Origin of the sequence: Janthinobacterium kumbetense, assembly GCF_023703445.1 — a bacterium.
Classification (GTDB): domain Bacteria; phylum Pseudomonadota; class Gammaproteobacteria; order Burkholderiales; family Burkholderiaceae_D; genus Janthinobacterium; species Janthinobacterium kumbetense.
In genome coordinates, this window is sequence record NZ_JAMQGR010000008.1 from 164,428 (window position 1) to 187,560 (window position 23,133).

23 protein-coding genes are annotated in these 23,133 nt (G+C 62.9%); 17 read left to right on the top strand and 6 right to left on the bottom strand.

What is annotated here, in order from left to right; all coding sequences use genetic code 11:
* The first annotated feature begins 7 nt into the window (after nt 1-7).
* Genes NCG91_RS20945 through NCG91_RS20960 form a run of 4 tightly spaced genes read left to right on the top strand, consistent with a single transcriptional unit; the run spans nt 8 to nt 6,222 of the window.
* Complete coding sequence (locus NCG91_RS20945) at nt 8-442, top strand: hypothetical protein (protein WP_251351047.1); 435 nt, start codon at nt 8-10, stop codon at nt 440-442.
* Nucleotides 443-478: 36 nt separating this feature from the next.
* On the top strand, nt 479-4,177 hold the full coding sequence (locus NCG91_RS20950; protein ID WP_251351048.1) for a tubulin-like doman-containing protein: 3,699 nt from the start codon (nt 479-481) through the stop codon (nt 4,175-4,177).
* Nucleotides 4,178-4,210: 33 nt separating this feature from the next.
* Nucleotides 4,211-5,455 carry an NADH-quinone oxidoreductase subunit E gene (locus NCG91_RS20955; RefSeq protein ID WP_251351049.1) on the top strand — a complete coding sequence of 415 codons (1,245 nt, stop codon included), beginning with the start codon at nt 4,211-4,213 and terminating at the stop codon, nt 5,453-5,455.
* Between the two features lie 17 nt (nt 5,456-5,472).
* Nucleotides 5,473-6,222: a hypothetical protein gene (locus NCG91_RS20960; protein WP_251351050.1), complete on the top strand. Its 750-nt coding sequence runs from the start codon at nt 5,473-5,475 to the stop codon at nt 6,220-6,222.
* A 142-nt stretch (nt 6,223-6,364) separates the two neighbouring features.
* On the opposite strand, the gene trmL is transcribed toward NCG91_RS20960, so the two are convergent.
* Nucleotides 6,365-6,835, bottom strand: a complete 471-nt coding sequence (gene trmL, locus NCG91_RS20965) for a tRNA (uridine(34)/cytosine(34)/5-carboxymethylaminomethyluridine(34)-2'-O)-methyltransferase TrmL (RefSeq protein WP_099665463.1) — start codon at nt 6,833-6,835, stop codon at nt 6,365-6,367.
* Between the two features lie 38 nt (nt 6,836-6,873).
* Nucleotides 6,874-7,623: a ComF family protein gene (locus tag NCG91_RS20970; RefSeq protein ID WP_251351051.1), complete on the bottom strand. Its 750-nt coding sequence runs from the start codon at nt 7,621-7,623 to the stop codon at nt 6,874-6,876.
* Between the two features lie 57 nt (nt 7,624-7,680).
* Between NCG91_RS20970 and NCG91_RS20975 the strand changes: the two genes are divergently transcribed.
* From NCG91_RS20975 to NCG91_RS21005, 7 genes are all read left to right on the top strand, one after another.
* Entirely contained in the window at nt 7,681-8,604 is a 924-nt protein-coding gene (locus NCG91_RS20975) for a methyltransferase domain-containing protein (protein ID WP_251351052.1), read from the top strand.
* Between the two features lie 465 nt (nt 8,605-9,069).
* On the top strand, nt 9,070-10,278 hold the full coding sequence (gene coxB / locus NCG91_RS20980) for a cytochrome c oxidase subunit II (RefSeq protein WP_099665461.1): 1,209 nt from the start codon (nt 9,070-9,072) through the stop codon (nt 10,276-10,278).
* A gap of 13 nt (nt 10,279-10,291) precedes the next feature.
* A complete protein-coding gene (gene ctaD, locus NCG91_RS20985) occupies nt 10,292-11,896 on the top strand; it encodes a cytochrome c oxidase subunit I (RefSeq protein ID WP_219330106.1) in 1,605 nt (534 codons plus the stop codon).
* 68 nt (nt 11,897-11,964) lie between these two features.
* Entirely contained in the window at nt 11,965-12,084 is a 120-nt protein-coding gene (locus NCG91_RS20990; RefSeq protein ID WP_218965284.1) for a cytochrome oxidase small assembly protein, read from the top strand.
* Nucleotides 12,081-12,653, top strand: a complete 573-nt coding sequence (locus NCG91_RS20995; protein ID WP_099409817.1) for a cytochrome c oxidase assembly protein — start codon at nt 12,081-12,083, stop codon at nt 12,651-12,653. Before NCG91_RS20990 ends, NCG91_RS20995 begins: the two co-directional genes overlap by 4 nt.
* Nucleotides 12,654-12,662: 9 nt before the next feature.
* Nucleotides 12,663-12,869, top strand: coding sequence for a DUF2970 domain-containing protein (locus NCG91_RS21000; RefSeq protein ID WP_077399736.1), 207 nt, complete (start codon nt 12,663-12,665; stop codon nt 12,867-12,869).
* A 40-nt stretch (nt 12,870-12,909) separates the two neighbouring features.
* The gene (locus NCG91_RS21005) at nt 12,910-13,770 is read left to right on the top strand and encodes a cytochrome c oxidase subunit 3 (RefSeq protein ID WP_099665459.1); all 861 of its coding nucleotides are present in this window, start codon (nt 12,910-12,912) and stop codon (nt 13,768-13,770) included.
* A gap of 123 nt (nt 13,771-13,893) precedes the next feature.
* Here NCG91_RS21005 and NCG91_RS21010 read toward each other — a convergent pair whose 3' ends face one another.
* A complete protein-coding gene (locus tag NCG91_RS21010; protein ID WP_034748996.1) occupies nt 13,894-14,094 on the bottom strand; it encodes a twin transmembrane helix small protein in 201 nt (66 codons plus the stop codon).
* 36 nt (nt 14,095-14,130) lie between these two features.
* Between NCG91_RS21010 and NCG91_RS21015 the strand changes: the two genes are divergently transcribed.
* The 6 genes from NCG91_RS21015 to NCG91_RS21040 are packed head-to-tail and all read left to right on the top strand — an operon-like array spanning nt 14,131 to nt 19,287.
* Nucleotides 14,131-14,877 (top strand): SURF1 family protein, encoded by a 747-nt coding sequence (locus NCG91_RS21015; RefSeq protein WP_251351053.1) that lies wholly within the window; start codon nt 14,131-14,133, stop codon nt 14,875-14,877.
* Nucleotides 14,858-15,481: an SCO family protein gene (locus tag NCG91_RS21020; RefSeq protein WP_251351054.1), complete on the top strand. Its 624-nt coding sequence runs from the start codon at nt 14,858-14,860 to the stop codon at nt 15,479-15,481. Before NCG91_RS21015 ends, NCG91_RS21020 begins: the two co-directional genes overlap by 20 nt.
* Before the next feature lie 18 nt (nt 15,482-15,499).
* Nucleotides 15,500-16,675, top strand: coding sequence for a COX15/CtaA family protein (locus NCG91_RS21025; protein ID WP_251351111.1), 1,176 nt, complete (start codon nt 15,500-15,502; stop codon nt 16,673-16,675).
* Complete coding sequence (cyoE, locus tag NCG91_RS21030; RefSeq protein ID WP_070258805.1) at nt 16,676-17,575, top strand: heme o synthase; 900 nt, start codon at nt 16,676-16,678, stop codon at nt 17,573-17,575.
* Entirely contained in the window at nt 17,572-18,165 is a 594-nt protein-coding gene (locus NCG91_RS21035; protein WP_251351055.1) for an SCO family protein, read from the top strand. Before cyoE ends, NCG91_RS21035 begins: the two co-directional genes overlap by 4 nt.
* 42 nt (nt 18,166-18,207) lie before the next feature.
* Nucleotides 18,208-19,287 (top strand): AI-2E family transporter, encoded by a 1,080-nt coding sequence (locus NCG91_RS21040; RefSeq protein WP_099665455.1) that lies wholly within the window; start codon nt 18,208-18,210, stop codon nt 19,285-19,287.
* Here NCG91_RS21040 and NCG91_RS21045 read toward each other — a convergent pair.
* The 3 genes from NCG91_RS21045 to nhaR form a co-directional block, all read right to left on the bottom strand.
* A complete protein-coding gene (locus tag NCG91_RS21045) occupies nt 19,284-20,624 on the bottom strand; it encodes a hemolysin family protein (RefSeq protein ID WP_099668233.1) in 1,341 nt (446 codons plus the stop codon). The genes NCG91_RS21040 and NCG91_RS21045 overlap by 4 nt on opposite strands.
* A gap of 120 nt (nt 20,625-20,744) precedes the next feature.
* Entirely contained in the window at nt 20,745-22,079 is a 1,335-nt protein-coding gene (locus tag NCG91_RS21050; protein ID WP_251351056.1) for an MFS transporter, read from the bottom strand.
* A gap of 123 nt (nt 22,080-22,202) precedes the next feature.
* Nucleotides 22,203-23,117 (bottom strand): transcriptional activator NhaR, encoded by a 915-nt coding sequence (gene nhaR, locus NCG91_RS21055; RefSeq protein WP_251351057.1) that lies wholly within the window; start codon nt 23,115-23,117, stop codon nt 22,203-22,205.
* Nucleotides 23,118-23,133 lie beyond the last annotated feature (16 nt).

Below are 23,133 nucleotides of genomic sequence, written 5' to 3' on the forward strand. Positions count from 1 at the left end.
GCATACCATGGCGCAAGACACTCCGAAAGACAATGCAGGTTTCACCTTGCCGGCCCCGGTAACGGCCCCGGCGTCGGCGCCGCCCGCCGCGGCCAGCGCCGCCACCGCAACGACCGAAGCTGCGCCCGCGTTTGACGCTGCCGGCACGACCGATACCTCGTCGCGCGACACCCTGGTCGGCGGCGTGGTGCTGTTGTTGCTGTTCATCGCCTTTTTCTTTGCCAAGAATGCCTATGCGAATGGCCTGGTGGCCAAGCGCGTGCCGCCGAACAAGGCCAACGCCTCGGGCTGGTGGCTGTTCATCTTCCTGGCCAGCCTGGCGACGGGTGTCGTGCTGGCCGCCGTGAATGCGCATAAATTCCTTGCGCCACTGTTCATGGGCCCGCTGGTGCTGGTGGGCCTCGTTGCACTCTTGTTGACCTTTACTTCCAGCCGCCGCTAAGAACACGCCGTTGCACGCATCATCGAAGGAATCACCATGGCAGAGAACCTGAACCAAACCATCACCGGCGGCGCCAGCGAGCGCAAGCAGGACAAGATCATCGAACTGCGCCCGACCCTGTTCATCGGCATCGGCGGCACGGGCATGCAGGTGCTGATGCGCGTGCGTCGGCGCATCCTCAACACCCTGTGGGGCGGCGCGGGCAACCGCACGCGCATCGAGGGCTTGGCGGACTTTCCCATCGCGCAATTCATCCATTTCGACCTCGACAATGGCGCCGTGATCGAAAGCGGCGAGTCGCAGGCGAAGGACTTGCAGTTCGACCAGGTGAAGTTCACGGATGACGACAAGGTGGTCGAATCGTTCGACATGGACAAGTACAGCCGTGATGAGGATTCTCTGGAGAAATATCCGCACATCAAGGAATGGCTGCCCTTGACGCCGCAGCGCATCCGTGAATTGCGTTTCGACATGAGCAGCGGCGCCGGCCAGATCCGCGCCGTGTCGCGCCTGTATTTCTTTGACAAGTACGCGAAGATCCGCGACAAGATCCGCTTGAAACTGAAAGCCCTGAAGGCGGGCCTGTCGCATGAGCGCCAGCTGGCCGAACTGGGTTTGCGCATGGAAACGAACCGTTTCCGCATCGTCATCGTCGGTTCCGTCGCGGGCGGCACGGGTTCCGGTTCCTTCCTCGACATGGGCTTGCTGGCGCGCTGGCTGGCGCGCAGCGAAGTGGGCGCGGCCGACGTGGAGCTGATGCTGTTCTTGCCTACCGGCTACACCAAGGCCAACAAGGACCGGGTCGAGGCCAACGGCTACGCGGCGCTGATGGAGCTGGAATCGGCGATGATGGGCAACAAGGGCTATGTGGGCCGCTGGGATGCGTATGACCGCCCGGAATTGACGCGCGAGCCGTACAGCGAGGTTTACCTGATCGATTCGGGCAATCTTGCCCAGCAGCACACCAAGGATGTCAGCGACGTCTACCACATGGTGGCCGATTCGCTGTTCGAGGATTTTGCCTCGGCCGACTTCGCGCGCGCCAAGCGCTCGATCGCCGTCAACCAGGCGCAGCACAAGAATTCGCTGTACAACGCGCCCGTGCCGCAAGACCGCTTCGGCGACATGCGCCTGTATTTTTCGAAACGCTTTTCCTCGTTCGGCATGGCCGTGCTCGATACGCGCCAGGAAGCGGCGCGCGACGAGCGGGCCCACCGCTGGGCCGGCGCCATGCTGCAAGCGTTCTTTGGCGTGGGCGGCACGGATGCGGGCGCCAACCGGGCCACGGATACGCAACGCGATAATTTCCTCGCCGCTAATATGTTCCTGAAGGGCACGCCGTTCAGCGATTTCCCCGAGTTTTCCGACAAGAGCATCGAACTGAAGCGCTCCAGCGGCGACTTCATCGATTTCCGCGTCGTCGACGAATTGCTGGAAGACCGCCACGGCCACTTGCTGGCCGGCGTGGAAAACCGCGTCAATACGCGCATCAACGATATCCGCACGGGTTTCGACCGCAGCGAATGGCCGGCGCAGGTGCGCGACGCCATGAAGCATCTGGAACGCGACGCCGTGCGCGACCAGGATTCCACGGCCGACACGACGGAAGACCGCATCAGCAAGCGGCGCCGCGAAGTGCTGGAAGACGTCAAGAAAGTCGTGCGCGACCAGCTATATGGCTATCTTGATAATAAAGAATTCGGCGGCCTGGAATACGTGCTGTCGCTGGTGGAACAGATCAAGGACCGCATCGAGGCGCCGGGCAGCGGCTTGACGGCGCAAATCGGCAACAATGCCGAGCGCTACCGTGAAATCAAGGAAGCCGTGCGCTCGCGCGAATACGAGCGCCTGTTGAACAACCTGGAACAGACGCGCAGCACCTTCGGTTTCCTCAGCAATGGCGAAAAGCAGGCGGGCGTGGTGATGGACCATTTACGCACGGAAATGGCGAATGCGCTGAAATTCCATTTGCGCGCCAAGGCGGCAGACGAGTCCGTCCTCCTGCTGGGCGAGCTGTCGCGCTGGCTGGGCAACCGGGTCGGCGTCGATGCGCAAGGCCGCGCCCAGTGGAATGGCCTGGTGGGCGAGCTGCAATCGGGCCGCGAAGGCGTGCTGGCCATGCTGACGGAGTTGAAAACGGCCAATACCATCCTGCAAAAGGACCTGGACAAGGAACACGCGACCCTGATCGTCATTCCCGTCACGGAAAAAGACATCGCGCTGCCGTCGGCGGCCACCTTGCGCCAGTGGGCCGATGAAGCGTTCAAGGACATGGGCGGCTCGAAAGCGCTGTTCCCCATGTTGGGCGAACCGGCGCAACGGGCCTTGATCCTGGCCAAGGTTACGCGCATGGCGGAAAACATGATCGCTACTGCCGGCCTGGCGGAAGGGGCGACGAGCACGCCCGACCCGTTGTTCGAGGCGCTGGAACAGATGGATGTGTCCGAACGCCTGGACCGCTTCCGCAAGCTGCTGGCCTGCTCCATGCCGTGGATCGACGCCAATATGGCGGGCGACTTCACGGTCGTGTCGGACCAGTTCAAGTGCGTGATCGGCGTGGCCAATGCGGCCGCCTTCAAGGCGAAGTTCGGCGCCGAGCTCGAATCGTGCGTGCCGACCCAGGTGGGCATCACGGTGAGCCAGCTGGAAATTGTCGAAACGGGCATCCGCGGGCGCGCCGTCTGCTATTGCGAACTGGCCGGCGTGCCGATGACGGTGCTGCGCGGCCTGGAAGGCTGGCGCACCAGTTACCGCAAGGAAGGCGACAACGACAAGGCGCCGACCCACACGCACATTGATCCAACGCAATTCACGCACCCGATCGCGCCGAACACGGACGAGATGAAGCGCCTGGCGGAAGACTTCGGCGAATTCCTGCAAGCGATCATGCTGGGCGTGCTGACGCGCCACACGGGCCGCGTCGTGCCGCCGGGCCAGTACCAGTTTGCCGTCGAGCCGGGTGACTTGCGCCGCATCGGCAACGAACGGGCCATCCGCCAGAACGGCATGCCCGCTTCGTACGAGAAAAATATCGCCTTGCGCATCGAAGAAAAATTGACGGCGCTTGACGCCGTGCAGACGGCGGCCATGGCGGCGCTGGCAAAATACTACGAGCGGGGCGTGTATGCGCCCAAGCTGGTGGCGCAGGCCGATGGCTCGCAGCTGCCCTACATCGGCTTTGGCAGCGCCATTTCCGCGGAAGTGGGCACGCGCCTGCGCGAGTCGGCGCGCCGCAAGGGCATGGCCAGCGATGAGCTCGACCGCACGGTGCAAGCCTTGCTGGGACGGCTGAAGGAGTGGGCCAACGTCATCGGCGACTCCGATAGCGATGCCTACGACTGGGAAGTGCGCGAACCGGAAGCGGACGGCCAGCCACGCCTGAAGTATGCGATCAAGCCTGAAATGCTGGAAGCGGGGCGCCTGGAGCAATTGCTGCGTCCGGCCGGCGCGGCGGCTGCGCCGGCGGCGGCCGCGTTCGGCATGGCGCCGCCACCACTGGGCGGCATGCCGCCGCCGCTGGTGGAATACCAGTACTTCCTGGGCATCAACGGCCAGCAGCAGGGACCGTTCACGGCCCAGCAGATCGTGCAGTACGTGCAGGCGGGACAAGTGGTGCCAGCCACGACCAAGGTGTGGCGCGCCGGTTTGCCGGCCTGGGCCGACCTGGCCCAGTTCCCCGAACTGGCGCCCTTGTTCCTCGGCGCGCCGCCACCGTTGATGCCGCCGCCCTTGTGAACGCTGGAATGACGTTGGAATGAAGGATTAGTTTTGGATATCTGCAACAAATGCAAGACGGGCCTGTGGACCGTTGTCAGCCATTGCCCGTACTGCGGTCACGCCATGGCGGGCGCTGCCAAGCCAGCCGCGGCCGTGCCGCCGCCGCTGGCCGCCCCCACGCCTATGCCCGCGCCTGCGCCGGTAGCGCCGCCAGTGGCACCCAAGCCGCCGCCCGTGCCGGTGACGCCTGCGCCTGCGCCGAAAGCGCCGCCGAAGCCGGTGCCAGTACCGCCAGCCAAGCCGGTACCGCCGCAAGCGGCGCCGAAGCCCGTGCCCGCGCCTGTGCTTCCACCGGCGCCTGCCCCGGCAACACCGGTGCCGCCGCCACCGCCGCGCAAATGGTTGCGCTGGCTGGGCGCCGCCGCTGTGCTGGCGGCCGTCATCGTCTACATGAATGGCAAGCCGGGCGGCAAGAATGAATCGGCTTGCAACGACGCCATCGACAGCGGCTTGAAGCTGGTGGCAAATGGCAGCCTGGACGGCGCCCGGCAAAAGCTGGCGACGGCCAAGAATGTATGCACGGGCAAGTCCAGCGCCAAGGCGGACGATTTGCAGGCGGCGATCGGCAAGGCCGGCGCCGCATCGGGCAGTTGCCAGCGGGGCGTGCGCGCCATCGAACGCCATATTGATGGCCATCAATTGCAAAGCGCGGCCAGGGGCATCGCCGCGCTCGACGCCGATTGCGCGGGCGCTGCCAGCGTGGATTCCCTGCGCAAGCAGCTGGCGCGCCAGCAGGCGGCTGCCGCGTCCGTGCTGGTGGGCGTGCGCCAGGCGCTGGACGGCAAGGATGCGACGGCGGCCGGCAATGGCATTGCCAGGCTGGAAGCCATCGACCGCGAAGCGGCGGAATTGCCGCAGTTGAGGGCCGAGGTGCAGGCGCTGTCGGCGCCCGCGTCCGTTGTCGCACCGGTCCCGGCACCGGTGGAAACGGCACCGGCCCGCGTCGTGCCCACGGAACCGGCGCCCGCGCGCGCGGTCGAACGAACAGCGGTGGCTGAACGCCGCCCACAGGAAACGGCGCCCGTCGACAGCGGCGCGGCCATGCGCGGCGAGATGGCGCAAGCGTTCTTGCGCGATGCCGAGCGTTCTTTGCTGGAAGGTAAGTTCGATGCGGCCAAGACGTATCTGGAAAGCGCGCGCCGCGTCGATCCGGGCAATGCGCGCATCGACAATCTGTCGCGCCGCATCCGCGAGCGCGAACGGCAAGTGCTGCAGACGGAAACAACGATCAATTAGTCATCTGGAGAGTCACCATGCTGAATCACACCACCTTGCGGACGGCCGCTGCGCTGACCATCGCGGCCATGCTGGCCGGCTGCGCCACGGCGCCGATGAGCCCGAACGGCGTGCGGCAGGACAGTTCCTATCCGCAAGGTGGCGCCCATGCGGCCACGGATGAGGACCCGTGCAGCGTGGGCGCGACGGCCGCTGCGGGCGCGGCCGTGGGTGCATTGCTGGGTGCGCTGGCGGGCGGCAAGAATGGCGCGCTGAAGGGGGCCGCCATCGGCGGCGGCCTGGCGGCGGCCGGTTGCCTGGCCATCAATGTCAATTCGCGCCAGACCAAGACGGCGGCGCAGGCGGACCGCGACTACATCCGTACGCGCGGCGCGCTGCCGCGCGAGCCGCAAGTGGTGTCGTACACGCCGCAGCTGAGCGCGTCGACCGTCAAACGCGGCCAGCCGTTCAAGGTCAATTCCGTGGTGGAGCTGGTCAACGGCAGCGCGCAAAGCGTCAACGACGTGCGCGAAGAACTGGTGGTGCTCGATCCGCAAGGCCAGCCGTTCAAGTCCGGTTCGAAAGCCTTGGCCAGCAGCAACAAGTCGGGCGGGCGCTTTGAAAACTCGTTCGAGCTGACCTTGCCGGCCGGCGTGTCGCAAGGCGTGTACGGCGTCAAGACGAATCTGTACGTGAACGGCAAGCTGGCCGCCACGCGCGACTTGCGCACGCAGCTGGTGATGCTGGACGACAATAGCGACGTAGCGCAGCAATTGGCGCAGCGGTAAAGGAAGATTGCAGGAGTCTCAACATCTCATCCAGTCGTAGCGAGCGGCGATGATTTGTGGCCGGGAAGCGCAGCGCTACTTTAGTAGCGCGAGCATCGCCGGCCGCAAAGCGCGCCGCGCAGTAGACTGGGTGAGGTGTCAGCTACGCGCCACCGGCGTATCCGTGCTGGCGCCACGCTTCATACACGACGACGGCCACCGTATTCGACAGATTCAAGCTGCGGTTATCCGGGCGCATCGGCAGGCGGATACGCTGTTCGGCCGGAAAGCCGTCGCGCAGGGCCGGGTCCAGGCCTTTTGTTTCCGAGCCGAACACGAACACGTCGCCGGGCAGGAAGGCCACGTCGCCGAACGGGCGCGAGCCGCGCGTCGTCATGGCGAACATGCGGGCCGGGTCGGGCTGGGTGTCGGCCAGGAACGCTGCCCAGTTCTTGTGCACCTTCATGTTGGCGTAATCGTGGTAATCGAGGCCGGCGCGCTTCATCTTGGAATCGTCGAGCGGAAAGCCCAGCGGTTCGACCAGGTGCAGCTGCGCGCCCGTGTTCGCGCACAGGCGGATGACGTTGCCCGTATTGGGCGGGATTTCAGGTTCTACCAAAACAACGTGAAACAAAATGCTCTCCTCATATATATAGCGAATCTGATGCGGTTCTAGTGCGGCGGGGTGCGCGCCACGACCAGGATGCTGACCCTGGCCGCCCCTGCGCTCTTGCAGGCGGTGGCCAGCGCGTGGACGGTATGGCCGCTGCTCATCACGTCGTCGACGATGCCCACATGGCATCCTTGCAACAAAGCCCCATGTTCGGGCGCGATGGCAAACGCGTGCGCCAGGTTGGCTTGCCGTTCCTGCGGCGCCACGCCGCTTTGCGCCCGGGTTTCGCGCACGCGCAGCGCCAGGCGCGGCTGTAAAGGTACGTCCAGCAGGCGCGCCAGCGGACGGGCAACTTCCAGCGCCTGGTTAAAACCCCGTTCGGCCAGCCGGGCCGGGCCCAGCGGCACGGGACACAGCAGCTGCGGCGCTTCCCACGCTTGCTGTTGCTGAATGGCAACATACAGCAGTTCTGCCAACAGGGGTGCCAGCGCCAGGCGCGCACCGAATTTCAGCTGCAGCAGCAACTGGTCGACCGGCGCCGCATAATCAAACGCCGTGACGGTGGCGTCATACGCGAGCCGCTGGCGCAAACAGCGTCCGCACAGCAGCGCCGCATCGTCGAGCGGATTGGCGCACTGGCGGCAACGGGGGCGTCCTTGCGTCAGATATTGGGCGCGGCAGGGCGAACACAGCACTTCCGGGCAGCCCATGCCGCACAGCGCGCACTGGGCGGGCAGCACCGTGGCGCCCAGCCACAGGCGCAGCGCTTGCCAGGCGGCGTCAAGGCGGTGCCGGGTGGCGGTCCGCATCGCGATGGCGTCGTTCCATGTACACTGCCGACATTATCTCACCTCACCCGATTCAACATGCCAGTTCCCACCAGTCCGCCCAAAATGAGTGCGCCCATCGATGCGGTGCAAGTACGCGATTTCTTTTCCCGTCCGGCGCGCGTCGCGCCGTCGGACTTCCTGCGCCGCGAAGTGTCGGCACGCATGCACGAGCGCCTGGAGCTGGTGAAAATCACGCCGCACCGTGTGCTCGACGCGGGCTGCGGCCCCGGCGCGGATTTGGCGCAGTTGCAAAAGGATTATCCCGCGGCGCAGATTATCGGTCTCGATGCAGCGCAAGCGATGATGCAGGCGGCGCGCGCGCCCGCGTCGAAACTGGCCAGCCTGAACCAGTTCCTCAGCAAACTCTTGCCGGCCAAGGCGGGCGTGGATTTATTGTGCGGCGACCTGGGCGACCTGCCGCTGGCGCAGGGCAGCATCGACCTCGTGTGGTCCAACCTGGCGCTGCACTGGCATGCCCAGCCCGACCGCGTGTTTGCCGAATGGCGGCGCGCGCTGCGCCTCGACGGCTTGCTGATGTTTTCCTGTTTCGGCCCCGACACCTTCCGCGAAGTGCGCGACGCCTTCGCCGAGGCGGACTTGTACCCGCACGCCTTGCCCTTCGTCGACATGCACGACTTTGGCGACATGCTCGTCGAGACGGGCTTTTCCACGCCCGTGCTGGACATGGAAATCATCACCGTCACCTACGACACGGCGGAAAAACTGCTGGCGGACGTGCGCGCCTTCGGCGGCAACCCGCTGACCACGCGCCGGCGCGGCCTGATGGGCAAGGCGGCCTGGCAGCGCATGCTCGATGCGCTGGAAAAGAGGCGCCGTCCCGACGGCAAGCTGGGCCTGAGTTTCGAGGTGATCTATGGCCACGCCTTCCGTCCCGCACCGCGCGTGACGCGCAATGGCGAAGCCATCATCCGCTTTGATTTACCGCGCAAGCCTAAATAAAAGCATAAAGAAACCGACACTTGGTCGCCATCCGCGCATGGATGTTGCAGCAACCGTTGCAAAGCGCGCGGCGGCCGGGAGAAGGGCGCGCACAAAGCCGATTATTGCTTGATGGATTCAAGTTTACTTGATTATAATCGTTGATTGTTTGTCAGCTTGTTAAGTAGAAAAAACAAGGGCTGCATACAAAATAAAAAAAACAAAGCAAGACTAATTCGAAGTTACTGCATTAGTATAGTAACCATCTTCCACACGAGGCCATTTCAGTGTGGGGAAGAAAAACAGGGTTCCAGCATGGTTGCGCGCCGCCGTTTTTGCTGCCGCAGCCAGCATGGAATTCGCTGGTGCTTGACGCACATGGCCGCATTCCGGCCGTGTTGCTTTCATGGAGGAGCGGCAGCGGTCCAGTACGGAGAAGTCCGCAGCCGTTTAAAATATCATTATTTTTGGGTGGTTGGGGAAAACATGACACATGCAAAGCGACTTCAATCGTTGCTGCTCGGGCTGTCTTTGACAGCGTTTGGCATCGGGCGATGGGCCACGGCGGCACCGGCTGCCAGCACCTATCCCGGCACCGGCGGTCCCGTGCCGTTCGAAATGAATCTGCAACCGCCGGCGACACAGATCGCCCATGAAATCTACGATTTGCACACCCTGATGATGATCATCTGCCTGGTGATCTTCGTGGCCGTGTTCGGCGTCATGTTTTATTCCATCTTCAAGCACCGCAAGTCCCTGGGCCACAAACCGGCCACTTTCCACGAAAGCACCACCGTCGAGATCGCCTGGACCGTCGTGCCTTTCCTGATCGTCATCGGCATGGCCCTGCCTGCCACGCGCACGGTCGTCGGCATGAAGGACACGTCGAACGCCGACATCACCATCAAGGCCACCGGCATGCAGTGGAAATGGGGCTATGACTACCTGAAAGGCGAGGGCGAAGGCATTTCCTTCCTCTCCAACCTGGCCACGCCGCGCTCGCAAGTGGGTGCGCCGGGCGCGCCGCCGACGGAAAAACGGGGCGAAAACTACCTGATCGAAGTCGACAATGAAGTCGTCGTGCCGGTTAACAAGAAGATCCGCGTGGTGCTGACGGCCAACGACGTCATCCACGCCTGGTCCGTGCCCGCCTTTGGCGTCAAGCAAGATGCGATTCCCGGCTTCGTGCGCGACACCTGGTTCAAGGCCGACCATATCGGCACCTTCCGCGGCAATTGCGCCGAGCTGTGCGGCAAGGAACACGCATTCATGCCCATCGTCGTCAAGGTTGTCTCGGCCGACGATTACAAGGCCTGGGTTGATGTAAAACAAAAGGAAATGGCGGCATTGGCTGATGATCCAAGCAAGGTGTGGACCATCGATGAATTGAAGGTCAAGGGCGAGAAAGTGTATGCGGCCAACTGCGTGGTCTGCCACCAGGCGACAGGCAAGGGCGTGCCAGGTGCGTTTGCGCCGCTGGATGGCTCGGCCGTGGTGAACGGTCCGAAAGCGGATCAGATCCATGTGTTGCTGAACGGGCAAAAGAGCGGCAAGTATCCCGCTGAAATGCCAGCATGGAAACAGCTGTCCGACACGGAAATTGCCGCAGTGATCACTTACACGCGCAATACCTGGTCGAACAAGGCCGCAGAGAACATCGTTCAACCAGCCGAAGTCGTGGCTGCACGCAAGTAATTAGGAGCCGCAGATGAGTACTAGCACGAGCACGAGTACCTTGGACCACGCCGGTCACGATCACGACCATGCCCACGACCACCCGACCGGCTACCGCCGCTGGCTGTTTGCCACCAACCACAAGGATATCGGTACCCTGTACCTGTGGTTTTCGTTCATCATGCTGCTGTCGGGCGGCGTGCTGGCCCTGATGATCCGTACGGAACTGTTTCATCCAGGCTTGCAATTTTTCCACCCAGAATTTTTTAATCAACTGACCACCATGCACGGCCTGGTGATGGTGTTTGGCGCCATCATGCCGGCCTTCGTCGGCTATGCCAACTGGATGATCCCGCTGCAAGTGGGCGCATCCGACATGGCGTTTGCCCGCATGAACAACTTCTCGTTCTGGCTGCTGCCACCGGCCGCGCTGCTGCTGGCCACGTCCTTTCTCGTGCCGGGCGGCGCCACCGCCGCCGGCTGGACCCTGTATGCGCCGCTGTCGACGCAGATGGGCCCTGGCATGGACATGGCCATTTTTGCCATGCATCTGATGGGCGCCTCGTCCATCATGGGGTCGATCAACATCATCGTTACCATCCTGAACATGCGCGCCCCTGGCATGACCCTGATGAAAATGCCGATGTTTTGCTGGACCTGGCTGATTACCGCGTATCTGTTGATCGCCGTCATGCCGGTGCTGGCTGGCGCCATTACCATGACCCTGACGGACCGCCATTTCGGCACGTCCTTCTTTAATGCGGCAGGCGGCGGCGACCCCGTCATGTACCAGCACATCTTCTGGTTCTTCGGCCATCCCGAGGTCTACATCATGATCTTGCCGGCTTTCGGCATCGTCTCGCAGATCCTGCCCGCGTTTGCCCGCAAGCCCCTGTTCGGCTACGCCTCGATGGTGTACGCCACGGCCTCGATCGCGATTCTGTCCTTCATCGTCTGGGCGCACCACATGTTTACCACCGGCATGCCGGTTACCAGCCAGCTGTTCTTCATGTACGCGACCATGCTGATCGCCGTGCCGACGGGCGTGAAAGTGTTCAACTGGATCGCCACGATGTGGAAGGGTTCGATGACGTTCGAAACGCCGATGCTGTTCTCGGTGGGCTTCATCTTCGTGTTTACCATGGGCGGCTTCACGGGCCTGATCCTGGCCGTGACGCCGATCGACATCCAGCTGCAGGATACCTATTATGTGGTGGCGCACTTCCACTACGTGCTGGTGGCCGGTTCGCTGTTTGCCCTGTTTGCCGGCTTCTACTACTGGTCGCCGAAATGGACGGGCCACATGTACAACGAGACGCGCGGCAAGATCCACTTCTGGCTGTCGCTGATCACGTTCAACGTGACCTTCTTCCCGATGCACTTCCTGGGCCTGGCCGGCATGCCGCGCCGCTACGCCGACTATCCGGCGCAGTTCACTGACTTCAACATGATCGCCTCGATCGGCGGCTTCGGTTTCGGCCTGATGCAGGTGTACTTCCTGTTCTTCGTCGTCTTGCCGACCATCCGCGGCGGCAAGGCTGCCCCGGCGAAACCATGGGAAGGCGCGGAAGGCCTGGAATGGACCGTGCCGAGCCCGGCGCCTTTCCACACGTTTGAAACGCCGCCGACCGTCAAGTAGTCATCCTCAAGTAATGCCAGTGTCACGGGCCGGCGCCGCTGCCGGCCCCTTTGAATAGAGTGCCTGCCATGACCGAAGTGAAAACTGAGCGCAAGAAACCGAACAACCTGCGTACGGGACTGATACTGGGGGCCCTGGCGGCCTTCTTCTTCCTGTCCGTCTTCGCCAAGCGGCTGTGGCTGTCGTGACGACGCCCCACCAACAGGAAACACGCGGCCTGAACCGCAAGATGCTGGGCAAGCTGCTCGTCATTGCCGTGCTGATGTTTGGCTTTGGCTATGCCCTGATTCCCGTCTACAAGCAGATTTGCGAAGTGATGGGCATCAACGTGCTGACGCAAAAAGATGGCACGGTGGCCTACGACAACAATACGCAGGTCGACACGACGCGCAGCATCACCGTCGAGTTCGATGGCAATGCGCAGGGGCCATGGCGCTTCCGCCCGACCGTGTCGAGCATGCAAGTGCATCCGGGCGAACTGGTGACCGTCATGTATGAAGTGGTCAACACGCAAAACCGCGTCGTCAATGCGCAAGCCATCCCCAGTTATGCGCCGCAGAGCGCCACGCCGCATTTCAAGAAGGTCGAGTGCTTCTGCTTCAAGCAGCAGACCTTGAAACCGAAGGAAGCGCGGCAGATGCCGGTGGTGTTCTTCCTCGATCCGGCTCTGCCGAAAGAGGTCAAGACCATCACCCTGTCGTACACGTTTTTCGAGATTGCCGGTCTGAGCCAGGCTCAGACGCCGGCCGTCCAATAGGAGAGTGCCATGGGCGAATCCGCCAAACCGGAAAAAGCGTCGTTCCTGTATTCGCTGCGGGCCGTCGTGTGGTCATTCACGGGGCTGCGCCGCAAGAGCGATTTCGACACGGATTCGGCCAAGCTCAATCCCGTGCACATCGTCATCGCCGGCTTCCTGGTGGTGGCTTGCCTGATCGGCATCCTGATTTCAATTGTTAAATTCGTCGTTTTATAAATTATAAAAAACCACCCTATAAGTTTTTGAGGAGATGATGATGAGTTCCAACCACGCCGCCGTACCCTATTATTTCGTGCCCGGCCCGTCGCGCTGGCCCATGCTGGGCGGCGCCAGCCTGCTGCTGACCATGATCGGCGCCTCGGCCTGGGTCAACGACGTCTCCTGGGGCCCGTACGTCAACTACCTGGGCATCGCCGGCATCCTGCTGGTGCTGTATTTCTGGTTCGGCGACGCCATCAGCGAATCGGAGCAGGGCCTGTACAGCGAGCGCATCGATCACTCCTTCCGCTGGAGCATGAGCTGGTTCATCTTTTCGGAAGTCATGTTCTTCGCCGCCTTCTTCGGCGCCCTGTTCTATGCGCGCAGCATTTCCATGCCGTGGCTGGCTGACCTCGACCACAAGGTGATCTGGCCCGATTTCGCCGCCCACTGGGGCAATACGGGCCCGGCCGGCACGGTGCAGGAATTCACCACCATGACGCCGTTCTGGATTCCAACCATCAACACGGCCTTGCTGCTGACGTCGGGTGTCACGCTGACCATCTCGCACCATGCGCTGCGCGCCGGCCACCGCGCCATGACGGCCCTGTTCCTGTTCGCCACCATCGTGCTGGGCGCCATCTTCATGGGCTTCCAGGTGTATGAATACATCCACGCTTACAGCGAACTGAATTTGAAATTGACGTCGGGCATCTACGGCGCCACCTTCTTCATGCTGACGGGTTTCCACGGCTTCCACGTGACCCTGGGCGCCATCATGCTGTCCGTCATCCTGTACCGCGTATTGAAAGGCCACTTCACGCCCGAGCACCACTTCGGCTTCGAAGGCGCCGCCTGGTACTGGCATTTTGTCGACGTCGTCTGGCTGGGCCTGTACGTGGTCGTGTATTGGTTATAATGGCGGGGCAGAGCGCGCGTGGTTGTTAGGCGCGCCGGCACCATAAAAAAAGCCGTACCGGGACATCCTGGGTACGGCTTTTTTCTTAGTATGAAGAATTTGCCAATCAGGCAATGTCGGGTGTTAATGAATTCCAGTGGGCTGAATGTAGCCGAGCTTGTGCGCCAGCAGGATCAGCAAAAACAGGGTGATCGACAAGCCCACGCGCAGGGCCAGCGCCTGCACGGTGCGGTTGCTCTTGCCCTTGTCGCGCATGAGGAAGAACAGGGCCGAGCCCAGGCTGCCCAGGATCAGGATGAAGGCAATGGCAACGAGGATTTTCATGGATGGTAGCGCCAAGCTTGAGGAGGTTTCATTGTAATGCGTATCCGCTTCCATTTTAGATGGATTCCATTTGTTGTAATGCTGCTACTGGTGGCGCTGGGCGTATCCCTGGCGCAATGGCAGCAGCGCCGTGGCGATGAGAAGGTCGCCCGCGCCGCCCGCCTGGAAGCGGGCAACCAGGCCGCACCGCTGCCTTTGACGGCCGCGCCCCTGTCGCCGGCCGATGCGCAAGCGATCGAATACCGCAGGGTCACCGTCACGGGCCATTTTCTTCCCGCCTGGACGGTGTACCTGGACAACCGCCCCTACAAGGGGCAAGCGGGCTTCCACGTGCTCACGCCATTTCAAATCGACGGTTCCCGGATGCACGTGCTGGTGGCGCAGGGCTGGCTGCCGCGCAACAATGCCGAGCGCACGCGCATCCCCGACTACGCCACGCCCACGGGCACCGTCACCATTGCCGGCATCGCGCGCCTGAATGCGGGCCATGTGATGGAGCTGGGCACGGCGCCGGCCCTGGCGCCGCACGCCATCGTGCAAAATGCCGATATCGGCCAGCTGGCCCTGGCCAGTGGCCTGGCCTTGCAACCTTTTATCCTTGAACAAACAGTCGACGGAGTGACGGCGCCAGCGTCCAGCCAGCTTCCCGTGCGCGACTGGCCGGCGCCGGACCTGGGCGCCGACAAGCACCGCGGCTATGCATTCCAGTGGTATGCACTGGCACTGATGGCTTTTCTATTTTTTGTCTTTACAGGATTTCGACGTGCAAACAAACAGCCCTGAAGCAACGCAAGACAGCAGCAACAAGCAGGTACAAGGACGGTGGAAACTGCTGGCTGTGGTGGCCGTATGCGCCTTTCCCATCATCGCTTCGTATTTCACGTATTACATCATCAAGCCCACGGGCCGCAACAACTACGGCGCCCTGATCGACCCCCGTCTGTACCCGATACCGGAAGCCCAGCTGCAGGTGGCGGAACTGGACGGCAAGGCCGCGCCGCTGGCCCAGTTCAAGGGCAAGTGGGTGCTGCTGCAAACGGGACCGTCCGATTGCCAGGAAACATGCAAGAAGCAATTGTTTGACATGCAACAACTACGCCTCATGCAGGGCAAGGAGCGCGAACGCCTGGAACGGGTCTGGCTGGTGACGGATGCGCAGCCGCTCGACACCCTCGTGATGCGCGAATTCGACGGCACCAGCATGCTGCGCGTCAATAACGACGCCCTGAAAGCGTGGTTGCCCGTGGAGGCGGGCGGCAAGACGAGCGACCATCTGTATTTGATCGATCCGCTGGGCAATCTGATGATGCGCTTCCCGAAGGACGCGGACCCGAACAAGATCAAGAAAGACATCGCCAAGCTGCTCAAAGCTTCGGCGATCGGTTGAGGGGACCGCATGCCGACGATGCATCTCTCCGCGCTGGCCCAGCTGGGCTTGACTGGTCTGCTGGTGGCGCTGCTGCCGCTGACCATGGTCTGGGTGTCCGCGGACGCCAACAAGTACCGCAAGCTCGTATGGATCGCCGTCTTCCTGACGGTCGACCTGATCATGTTCGGCGGTTTTACGCGCCTGTCCGATTCCGGCCTCGGTTGCCCTGACTGGCCTGGATGTTATGGTTCTGCTAATCCTTTCCTCGCGCACGAGCACATCGTGGCGGCGGAAACCCTGATGCCGACGGGCCCCGTGACGGTCGTGAAAGCGTGGATCGAAATGACGCACCGCTACCTGGCCATGGCCATCGGCGTCTTGATCGTGGCGATGATGGTGCAGGCGTGGCGCCAGTGGAAGAAAAGCAAGCGGCAGGAATTCGCTCCCGCGCTGCCGACGGCGCTGTTCCTGTTCGTCTGCCTGCAGGGCGCGTTCGGCGCGTGGACCGTCACCTTGAAGCTGCAACCGGTGATCGTCACCATCCACTTGCTGCTGGGCATGGGCTTGCTGGCCATGCTGACGTGGCTGGGCGGACGCCAGGACCATGCCGTGGCGCCTATCAAGCGGGCCGATGCGGACGCGTCCGTGCTGCGCCCCGTGCGCGCGCTGGCCGTCATGTCGCTCGTGCTGTTGACGGTGCAGATCGCGCTGGGCGGCTGGGTGAGCACCAACTACGCCACCCTGGCGTGCACGGATTTCCCCCTGTGCGGCGGCAAGGTGATTCCGGAAATGGATTTCGAGCATGGTTTCCATTTGTGGCGCGAACTGGGCAAGACGGCCGCCGGCCATTACTTGCCGTTTTCCGCGCTGACGGCCATCCACTGGGTGCACCGCAATTTCGCCTTCATCGTGCTGGCCGGCATCGGCTATACCGTGTTGCGCGCGTGGAAACTGCCGTCCCTGCGCGGCACGGCCCGCTGGGTGGCGCTGGTGCTGGCCCTGCAGGCGGCCACGGGCCTGGCGACCATCTACCTGAGCTGGCCGCTGTCGATTGCCGTCATGCATAACGGCGGGGCGGCGCTGCTCGTGTTATTGCTGACCATGTTAAACTACAAGGCTAAATTCCAACTCGATGTAGCGCGCAATGTTCAGCGCGCTTGCGCCGCCGCGCCAGTGCCCTCGGCACCAGCCAGTCCTTCCCGTACCGCATAAATGACTACTCAGACCATCAGCCGTAAACCTTCCCCCCGCATCGCCCAGTATTGGGCGCTGACCAAGCCCCGCGTGACGCAGCTGGCCGTGTTTTGCGCCGTCATCGGCATGTTCCTGGCCAGCGAAGAGTTGCCCGACTGGCATGCGGTGGTGTTCGGCACCATCGGCATCTGGCTGCTGGCCGGCGCCGCGTTTGCCGTCAATTGCCTGGCCGAGCGCGAAATCGACGCGCGCATGGCCCGCACGGCGCGCCGCCCCATGGCCATGGGCGACATCACGGTGAAACAGACGGTCGTGTTCGCGCTGGTGATCGGCGGCCTGGGCATGGCGATTCTGTACCACCTCGTCAATCCGCTGACCATGTGGCTGACTTTTGTCACCTTTGTCGGCTATGCCTTGATCTATACCATGGTGCTCAAACCGGCCACGCCGCAAAATATCGTCATCGGCGGCCTGTCCGGCGCCATGCCGCCCGCGCTGGGCTGGGCGGCCGTCGCCAACGACGTGCCGATGCAGGCCTGGCTGCTGGTCCTGATCATTTTCGTCTGGACGCCACCGCACTTCTGGGCGCTGGCCATGTACCGCCGCGACGATTACGCGCGCTCGGGCTTGCCCATGCTGCCCGTCACGCACGGCTTGAAGTTCACGCAGTTCCACGTCTGGCTGTACTCGATCGCGCTGGCCGCCACCACCTTGCTGCCGTATGCCGTGCGCATGAGCGGGCTGATCTACCTGGCTTCTGCCGTGGTGCTCAACGCCGGCTTCCTGTATTACGCGTGGAAGATGTACCGCCACTACACGGACTTGATCGCGCGCAAGGCCTTTACGTTTTCCATCATCTACCTGGCCTTGCTGTTCGCGGCTTTGCTGGTCGACCACTACATTCCCCTCGGAACATGAAAAAAACCCTGACACTGTTGCTGGCGGCCGCACTCGTCGCCATCCTGGCCGGCTGCGGCAAGCCGGCCGCGCCCAAGCTGGCCTTCAAGAACACGGACGTGACGGGCCTCGGCTATGCGCGCGAGTTCGCGCTGACGGACCACACGGGCCACCCGCGCACCCTGGCCGACTACAAGGGCAAGCTGGTGCTGATGTTCTTCGGCTACACGCAGTGTCCCGACGTCTGCCCCACCACCATGGCCGACATGGCCCAGGTGATGCAGGAAATGGGTCCGCAGGCGGAGCAGGTGCAAGTGCTGTTCGTCACCGTCGACCCCGAGCGCGACACGCAGCAATTGCTGGCGCAGTACGTGCCCGCCTTCGACAAGCGTTTCGTCGGCCTGTATGGCGATGCGGCCGCGACGGCCAAGGTGGCCAAGGAATTCAAGGTGTATTACGCCAAGGTCGAGGGCGAGACGGACGAAAGCTACACGGTCGACCACACGGCCGGCACCTATGTCTTCGACCGCGAAGGCAAGATCCGCCTGTTCGTGCGCCACGGCGAAAAGCCGGCCGCCATCGCGCACGATCTTAAACTTCTGCTATCCTGATCTGGTCGCGCCCCCGGGCGCCATCTTCAGGATACGCAGTACATGGATAAACGTTTCGAGCCCCACGCCCGTCTGGCAGCCATCATCTTTTTGTTGATCGGCTGCTTTTTCGTCTTGCGGCCCTTCCTCGCCGCCATGCTGTTTGCCGCCTGCGTGGGCATTTCCAGCTGGCCCCTGTATCTGCTCCTGCTCGAACGCCTGAAAGGCCGGCGCAACTGGGCCGCCGCCATCATGACCCTGTCCCTGATCCTGGTCATCGTGCTGCCGCTGGCCCTCGTCACCTACAACCTGGCCGACAATGTGTCGCGCATCTATGAACAGCTGCGCGCCGCGCTGGAATCGGGCGGCCTGCATCCGCCGGCCTGGCTGGCCAGCATACCCGTGGTGGGCGAAACCATCGATGGCTACGTGCAGCGCCTGCTGGCTGACCGCGAGGAATTATTGAATTTGGGTAAGACCATGCTGGAACCGGCGCGCCACTTCCTCGCTTCCGGCGGCATCCTGCTGGGCACGGGCCTGGCGCAGACCAGCCTGGCCGTGTTCGTCAGCTTCTTCCTCTACCGCGACGGCCAGCAGCTGAGCCGCGCCCTGATGACGGGCGCCGGCCGCATCATCGGCGACAGTGCGCCCGGCGTGGGCCTGACCATCAGCCGCACCGTGCGCGGCGTCATGTACGGCTTGCTGGGCACGGCGCTGGCGCAAGCGCTGGTGGCGGTGGTGGGTTTCCTGATCGCCGGCGTGCCGGCCGTGGCGCTGCTGGGCGTGGCCACCTTCATCTTTTCGCTGATCCCCGTGGGCCCGCCCCTGATCTGGGGCGGCGCCGCCATCTGGCTGTTTACCGACGGGCAGACGGGCTGGGGCATCTTCATGCTGGTGTGGGGCGCGCTGCTGATCAGCGGCGTGGACAACGTGGTCAAACCCATGCTGATCAGCCGCGGCAGCAGCTTGCCCTTCCTGCTGGTGCTGCTGGGCGTGCTGGGCGGTGTGCTGGCCTTCGGCTTCGTCGGCATCTTTATCGGCCCGACCCTGCTGGCGGTACTGTACAGCTTGCTGCAAACGTGGACGGTGGGCGAAACCACCGTGCCGCAGGGTAAGGATACGCTTACCTTGAAAAAAGATTAATCGCGCAAGTCCGCATCGAGGTCGCGTTCCTGTTTCGGGATCACCTTGATGAGCACGATGCGGGGCCCGTTCATCTTCTTGACGACGATGTCGAAGTCGACGAAGGTGATGCGCTGGCCCTGCTTTGGAATATCTCCCAGCTTGACCATGATCAAGCCGCCCACCGATTCCACGTCGTCCAGCCCCAGTTCCTCGTTTTCGATATCGATGCCGAGGATGCGTTCGAGCGAAAAGATGGGCAGGCTGGCCTTGCCGATCAGGGTGCCGTCGCTCTGCTTGAGCCAGTCGTTTTCATTGCGGCGGAATTCATCGCGGATTTCGCCGACCATGGCGCCGAGCAAGTTATCCAGGGTGATGAACCCCAGCGGGCGCTTGCCCTTTTCGCCGATCAGGGCGAAGTGGGGCGCGCCGTCGCGAAAGCGCCGGAACAGTTCCAGCGCCGGCGTGCGCGCGGAAATGACGTCCACGGGACGCAGGAAGGGCGTGAGCGAGGTGATCGGCTTGCCCGCCTGCTGGGCAAAGAACAGGTCCTTCAGGTGCACCACGCCCAGCACGTCGTCTTCATTCGTGTCGAAATACGGGTAGCGGCTGAAGCGGTTGCGCAGCACCGTGTCGAGGTTTTCTTCCAGGGTGTTGGAAGCGTGCAGGGCGATCACTTCATTGATCGGGCGCATCAGGTCCGACACCGTCATTTGTTCGAAATCAAGCGATTGCGCCAGGATGTTGCGCTCGTCGCGCGTAAATTTCTCGCCCGGCTGGCTGGTGCGCAGGATCAGTTTCAGTTCTTCGGACGAATAATGGGCGTCGTGGCCGCCCTTGCCGGACAGGCCCGCCAGGCGCAGCACCCAGTTGGCGCTGGCGTTGAGCAGGTAGATGGCCGGGTACATGGTCCAGTAAAAGCCGTACAGGGGAATCGCGCTCCACAGGCCGACGGCTTCCGGGTTGCGGATGGCCATCGATTTGGGCGCCAGTTCGCCCACGACGATATGCAGGAAGGAAATCACGCTGAAGGCGACGACGAAGGACACGCCGTGGATCAGCTCTTGCGAGGTGACGCCGATGGCGCCGAACAGGGGCTCGAGCAAGCCGGCGAAGGCCGGTTCGCCGACCCAGCCCAGGCCCAGCGACGCGAGGGTGATGCCCAGCTGGCAGGCGGACAGGTAGGCGTCCAGCTGGCCATGCACCTTGGCCAGGATGCGGCCCCGCAGCCCCTGTGTCTTGGCGATGGCGCGGATGCGCGTGCGCCGCAAGGTGACGATGCCAAACTCGGCGGCAACAAAAAAACCGTTCAGCGCGACCAGGAAGAGGGCGAGCAGGACTAGCAAGACATTGTGCATGGGGGCGCTGAAGATGGGCTGTAAAAACGACATCTTAAACGACGAAGGGCGCCATAGCCTAATTTAGCCGCGCTCGCCGCCCGTGCAGGCAGGCGGGCGCGGCAGGTTTTTCACGCTTGTTCAGCCTTTGGCCGCCGTTTGCGGCCCGCCGCGCATGGCAAACACCATGACGGCCGAGACCACCGCCGGGATGGCGACGACGAGGAAAATCGTGCTGTTGGGCCAGTTCAGGCGGATCAGTTCGCCACCGAGCACGGGGCCGATGATGGAGCCGATGCGGCCCACGCCCAGGCTCCAGCCGATGCCCGTCGAACGCAGGGTGGTCGGATAGTAGCTGGCCGCCAGGGCGTTGACGGCCGGCTGGCCGCCCACCACGCAAAAACCGGCGATGAAGATCGTGATGAACAGGAAGGCCAGCGACACATCCGGGCGGCCGATCAGGGCAATGGCGACTGCCGCAACGAGGAAGCAGGGCAGCAGGATGCGGCGGAAGCTGGAGCGGTCGATCAGCTGGCCCATGACGAGGGTGCCGATGGTGCCGCCCACTTGCAGGGCCGTGCCGGCCAGCACGGCGTTGGCCGTCGACAGGCCCGCTTCCTTGGCAATCGTCGGCAGCCAGTTCGACAGGAAATACAAGTTGAGCAAGTTCATGAAGTTGATGACCCACAGCAGGATCGTCATCTTTGCGCGGCCGCCCGTAAACAATTGCAGCACGGGCGCACCCTTGTGCTCTTTCTCGTGCACGAGGTATTGCGTGTCGGCCGTGATGGTGACCGTCGGGTCGATGCGTTTCAGCCACTTGGCGACTTTATCCAGCTTGCGTTTCTTGAGCACCAGGAATTGCATCGATTCCGGCAGCAGGAAGAACATCAGCACGCCAATGGCGAGCGGCACCACGCCGCCCACGTAAAACACGGATTGCCAGCCGAATGCGGGAATCAGCGCGGCGGACAATAAACCGCCCAGCACGGCGCCCAGGGTAAAGCCGCACGAGACCAGCATCATCAGGGTGACTTTCTTGCGCAGGGGGCTGTATTCGCCGGCCAGCGCCATGGCGTTCGGCATCACGGCGCCCAGGCCCAGGCCCGTGATGAAACGGATCAGCTGCAATTGCTCGATGGTGGTGGCCAGCGGCGTGACCAGCATGCACAGCGAAAAGAAGATGGTCGAGCCGATCAGCACGGGGCGGCGGCCGAACTTGTCGGCCGTGATGCTGAAGACGAGCGAGCCGACCAGCATGCCCAGGAGACCCGCGCCGAACACGGGGCCCAGGTTGGCCTTGCTCACATGCCAGTCGGCAATGATGGCGGGCGCCACATAGCCCATGGCCTGTACGTCGAAGCCATCCATGATGACGCACAGCCCGCACAGGATCAGCATGCCGATCTGGAAGGAGCCGATCTTGTTGTTATTGATGAGATCGGGAATATCGATCGTCTTACCTGCCGTGGACATGGTGCCGCTCCTGTTTTTTATGATGATCGCACCCAGCCGGCGAGGGACGGGCGCGTGTTTGTCTCAGGCTTTATTACAATCGCTTTTGATTGATTATTCAAACGTTATTTTCGAATGGATTTATCAGGTTTCCTTGTGAATCTTCGGCTGGCCCTGGATGGCCGCGAGGATGACGTCGAGGGCCGGATGCATGATCTTGCGCTCGTTGGAAATGACGTAAAACTGCTCGCGCAGGGACGAGGCGTCGCCGACCAGCACGGCGCCGAATTGTTCCTCGATATCGGCCGCCAGGCTGGCGGAGGCGAAGAACAGGCCCAGGCCCTTGCGGCCGAACGCGTTGAGCATGGCGTTGTCCTCGAATTCGCCGACCACGTCGGGACGCACGCCTTGCTGCACCATCCATTCGTCGATACGCCCGCGCAAGGCGTTGTTGCGCGCGGGCAGTAAAAAGGGGGCGCCGTGCAGGCTGTGCGGGAAATTGTCGCGGTACTGGGCGGCCAGCGCGGGGATGCCGAACAGCTTCATGGCGCTCTCGCCCCACAGGTGGCTGGACACGCGCAGGCTGGCGCCGGCCGGCACGGCGCGGTCCGTCAACACCAGGTCCAGCTTGTGCAAGGCCAGGTCGGCCAGCAAGGATTCGAATTCATCTTCCAGGCACACCAGCTTGACGGGCTTGTCCAGGCTGCGCGTGGCGTCGAGCATGCGGTACGCCATCAGTTTCGGCAAGGAATCGGAAATGCCCACCGTCAGGCGCATCTTTTCCGCGTCGGTGTCGGCCAGCGCTTCCTGCATCTGCTCGCCCAGCAGGAAAATCTGGTCCGCGTAGCCGAGCGCCAGCCGGCCCACTTCCGTCGGCACCAGGCGCCGCCCCTGCGGCTGCAGCAGCGACTTGCCCAGTTCCTTTTCCAGCAGGGCCAGCTGGGTGCTGATGGTTTGCACGGCCAGTCCCAGCCGTTCAGCCGCGCGCGTCACGCCGCCTTCCTTGGCGACCACCCAAAAGAAGTACAAATGGCGGTAATTGAAACCGGTGGTTTTCATCGCTGCATCCTCTATC

What these genes read in the sequence shown, in the direction of transcription:
- NCG91_RS20970 (WP_251351051.1), bottom strand. Translation starts at nt 7,623, where the DNA reads ATGCGGACCGCCACCCGGCACCGCCTTGACGCCGCCTGGCAAGCGCTG.
- NCG91_RS21000 (WP_077399736.1), top strand. Translation starts at nt 12,663, where the DNA reads ATGGGCGAATCCGCCAAACCGGAAAAAGCGTCGTTCCTGTATTCGCTG.
- coxB (WP_099665461.1), top strand. Translation starts at nt 9,070, where the DNA reads ATGACACATGCAAAGCGACTTCAATCGTTGCTGCTCGGGCTGTCTTTG.
- NCG91_RS21035 (WP_251351055.1), top strand. Translation starts at nt 17,572, where the DNA reads ATGAAAAAAACCCTGACACTGTTGCTGGCGGCCGCACTCGTCGCCATC.
- NCG91_RS20950 (WP_251351048.1), top strand. Translation starts at nt 479, where the DNA reads ATGGCAGAGAACCTGAACCAAACCATCACCGGCGGCGCCAGCGAGCGC.
- NCG91_RS20975 (WP_251351052.1), top strand. Translation starts at nt 7,681, where the DNA reads ATGCCAGTTCCCACCAGTCCGCCCAAAATGAGTGCGCCCATCGATGCG.
- NCG91_RS20945 (WP_251351047.1), top strand. Translation starts at nt 8, where the DNA reads ATGGCGCAAGACACTCCGAAAGACAATGCAGGTTTCACCTTGCCGGCC.
- NCG91_RS21050 (WP_251351056.1), bottom strand. Translation starts at nt 22,079, where the DNA reads ATGTCCACGGCAGGTAAGACGATCGATATTCCCGATCTCATCAATAAC.
- NCG91_RS21015 (WP_251351053.1), top strand. Translation starts at nt 14,131, where the DNA reads ATGCGTATCCGCTTCCATTTTAGATGGATTCCATTTGTTGTAATGCTG.
- NCG91_RS21010 (WP_034748996.1), bottom strand. Translation starts at nt 14,094, where the DNA reads ATGAAAATCCTCGTTGCCATTGCCTTCATCCTGATCCTGGGCAGCCTG.
- NCG91_RS21040 (WP_099665455.1), top strand. Translation starts at nt 18,208, where the DNA reads ATGGATAAACGTTTCGAGCCCCACGCCCGTCTGGCAGCCATCATCTTT.
- NCG91_RS21045 (WP_099668233.1), bottom strand. Translation starts at nt 20,624, where the DNA reads ATGCACAATGTCTTGCTAGTCCTGCTCGCCCTCTTCCTGGTCGCGCTG.
- NCG91_RS20990 (WP_218965284.1), top strand. Translation starts at nt 11,965, where the DNA reads ATGACCGAAGTGAAAACTGAGCGCAAGAAACCGAACAACCTGCGTACG.
- nhaR (WP_251351057.1), bottom strand. Translation starts at nt 23,117, where the DNA reads ATGAAAACCACCGGTTTCAATTACCGCCATTTGTACTTCTTTTGGGTG.
- ctaD (WP_219330106.1), top strand. Translation starts at nt 10,292, where the DNA reads ATGAGTACTAGCACGAGCACGAGTACCTTGGACCACGCCGGTCACGAT.
- NCG91_RS20960 (WP_251351050.1), top strand. Translation starts at nt 5,473, where the DNA reads ATGCTGAATCACACCACCTTGCGGACGGCCGCTGCGCTGACCATCGCG.
- cyoE (WP_070258805.1), top strand. Translation starts at nt 16,676, where the DNA reads ATGACTACTCAGACCATCAGCCGTAAACCTTCCCCCCGCATCGCCCAG.
- NCG91_RS21005 (WP_099665459.1), top strand. Translation starts at nt 12,910, where the DNA reads ATGAGTTCCAACCACGCCGCCGTACCCTATTATTTCGTGCCCGGCCCG.
- NCG91_RS21025 (WP_251351111.1), top strand. Translation starts at nt 15,500, where the DNA reads ATGCATCTCTCCGCGCTGGCCCAGCTGGGCTTGACTGGTCTGCTGGTG.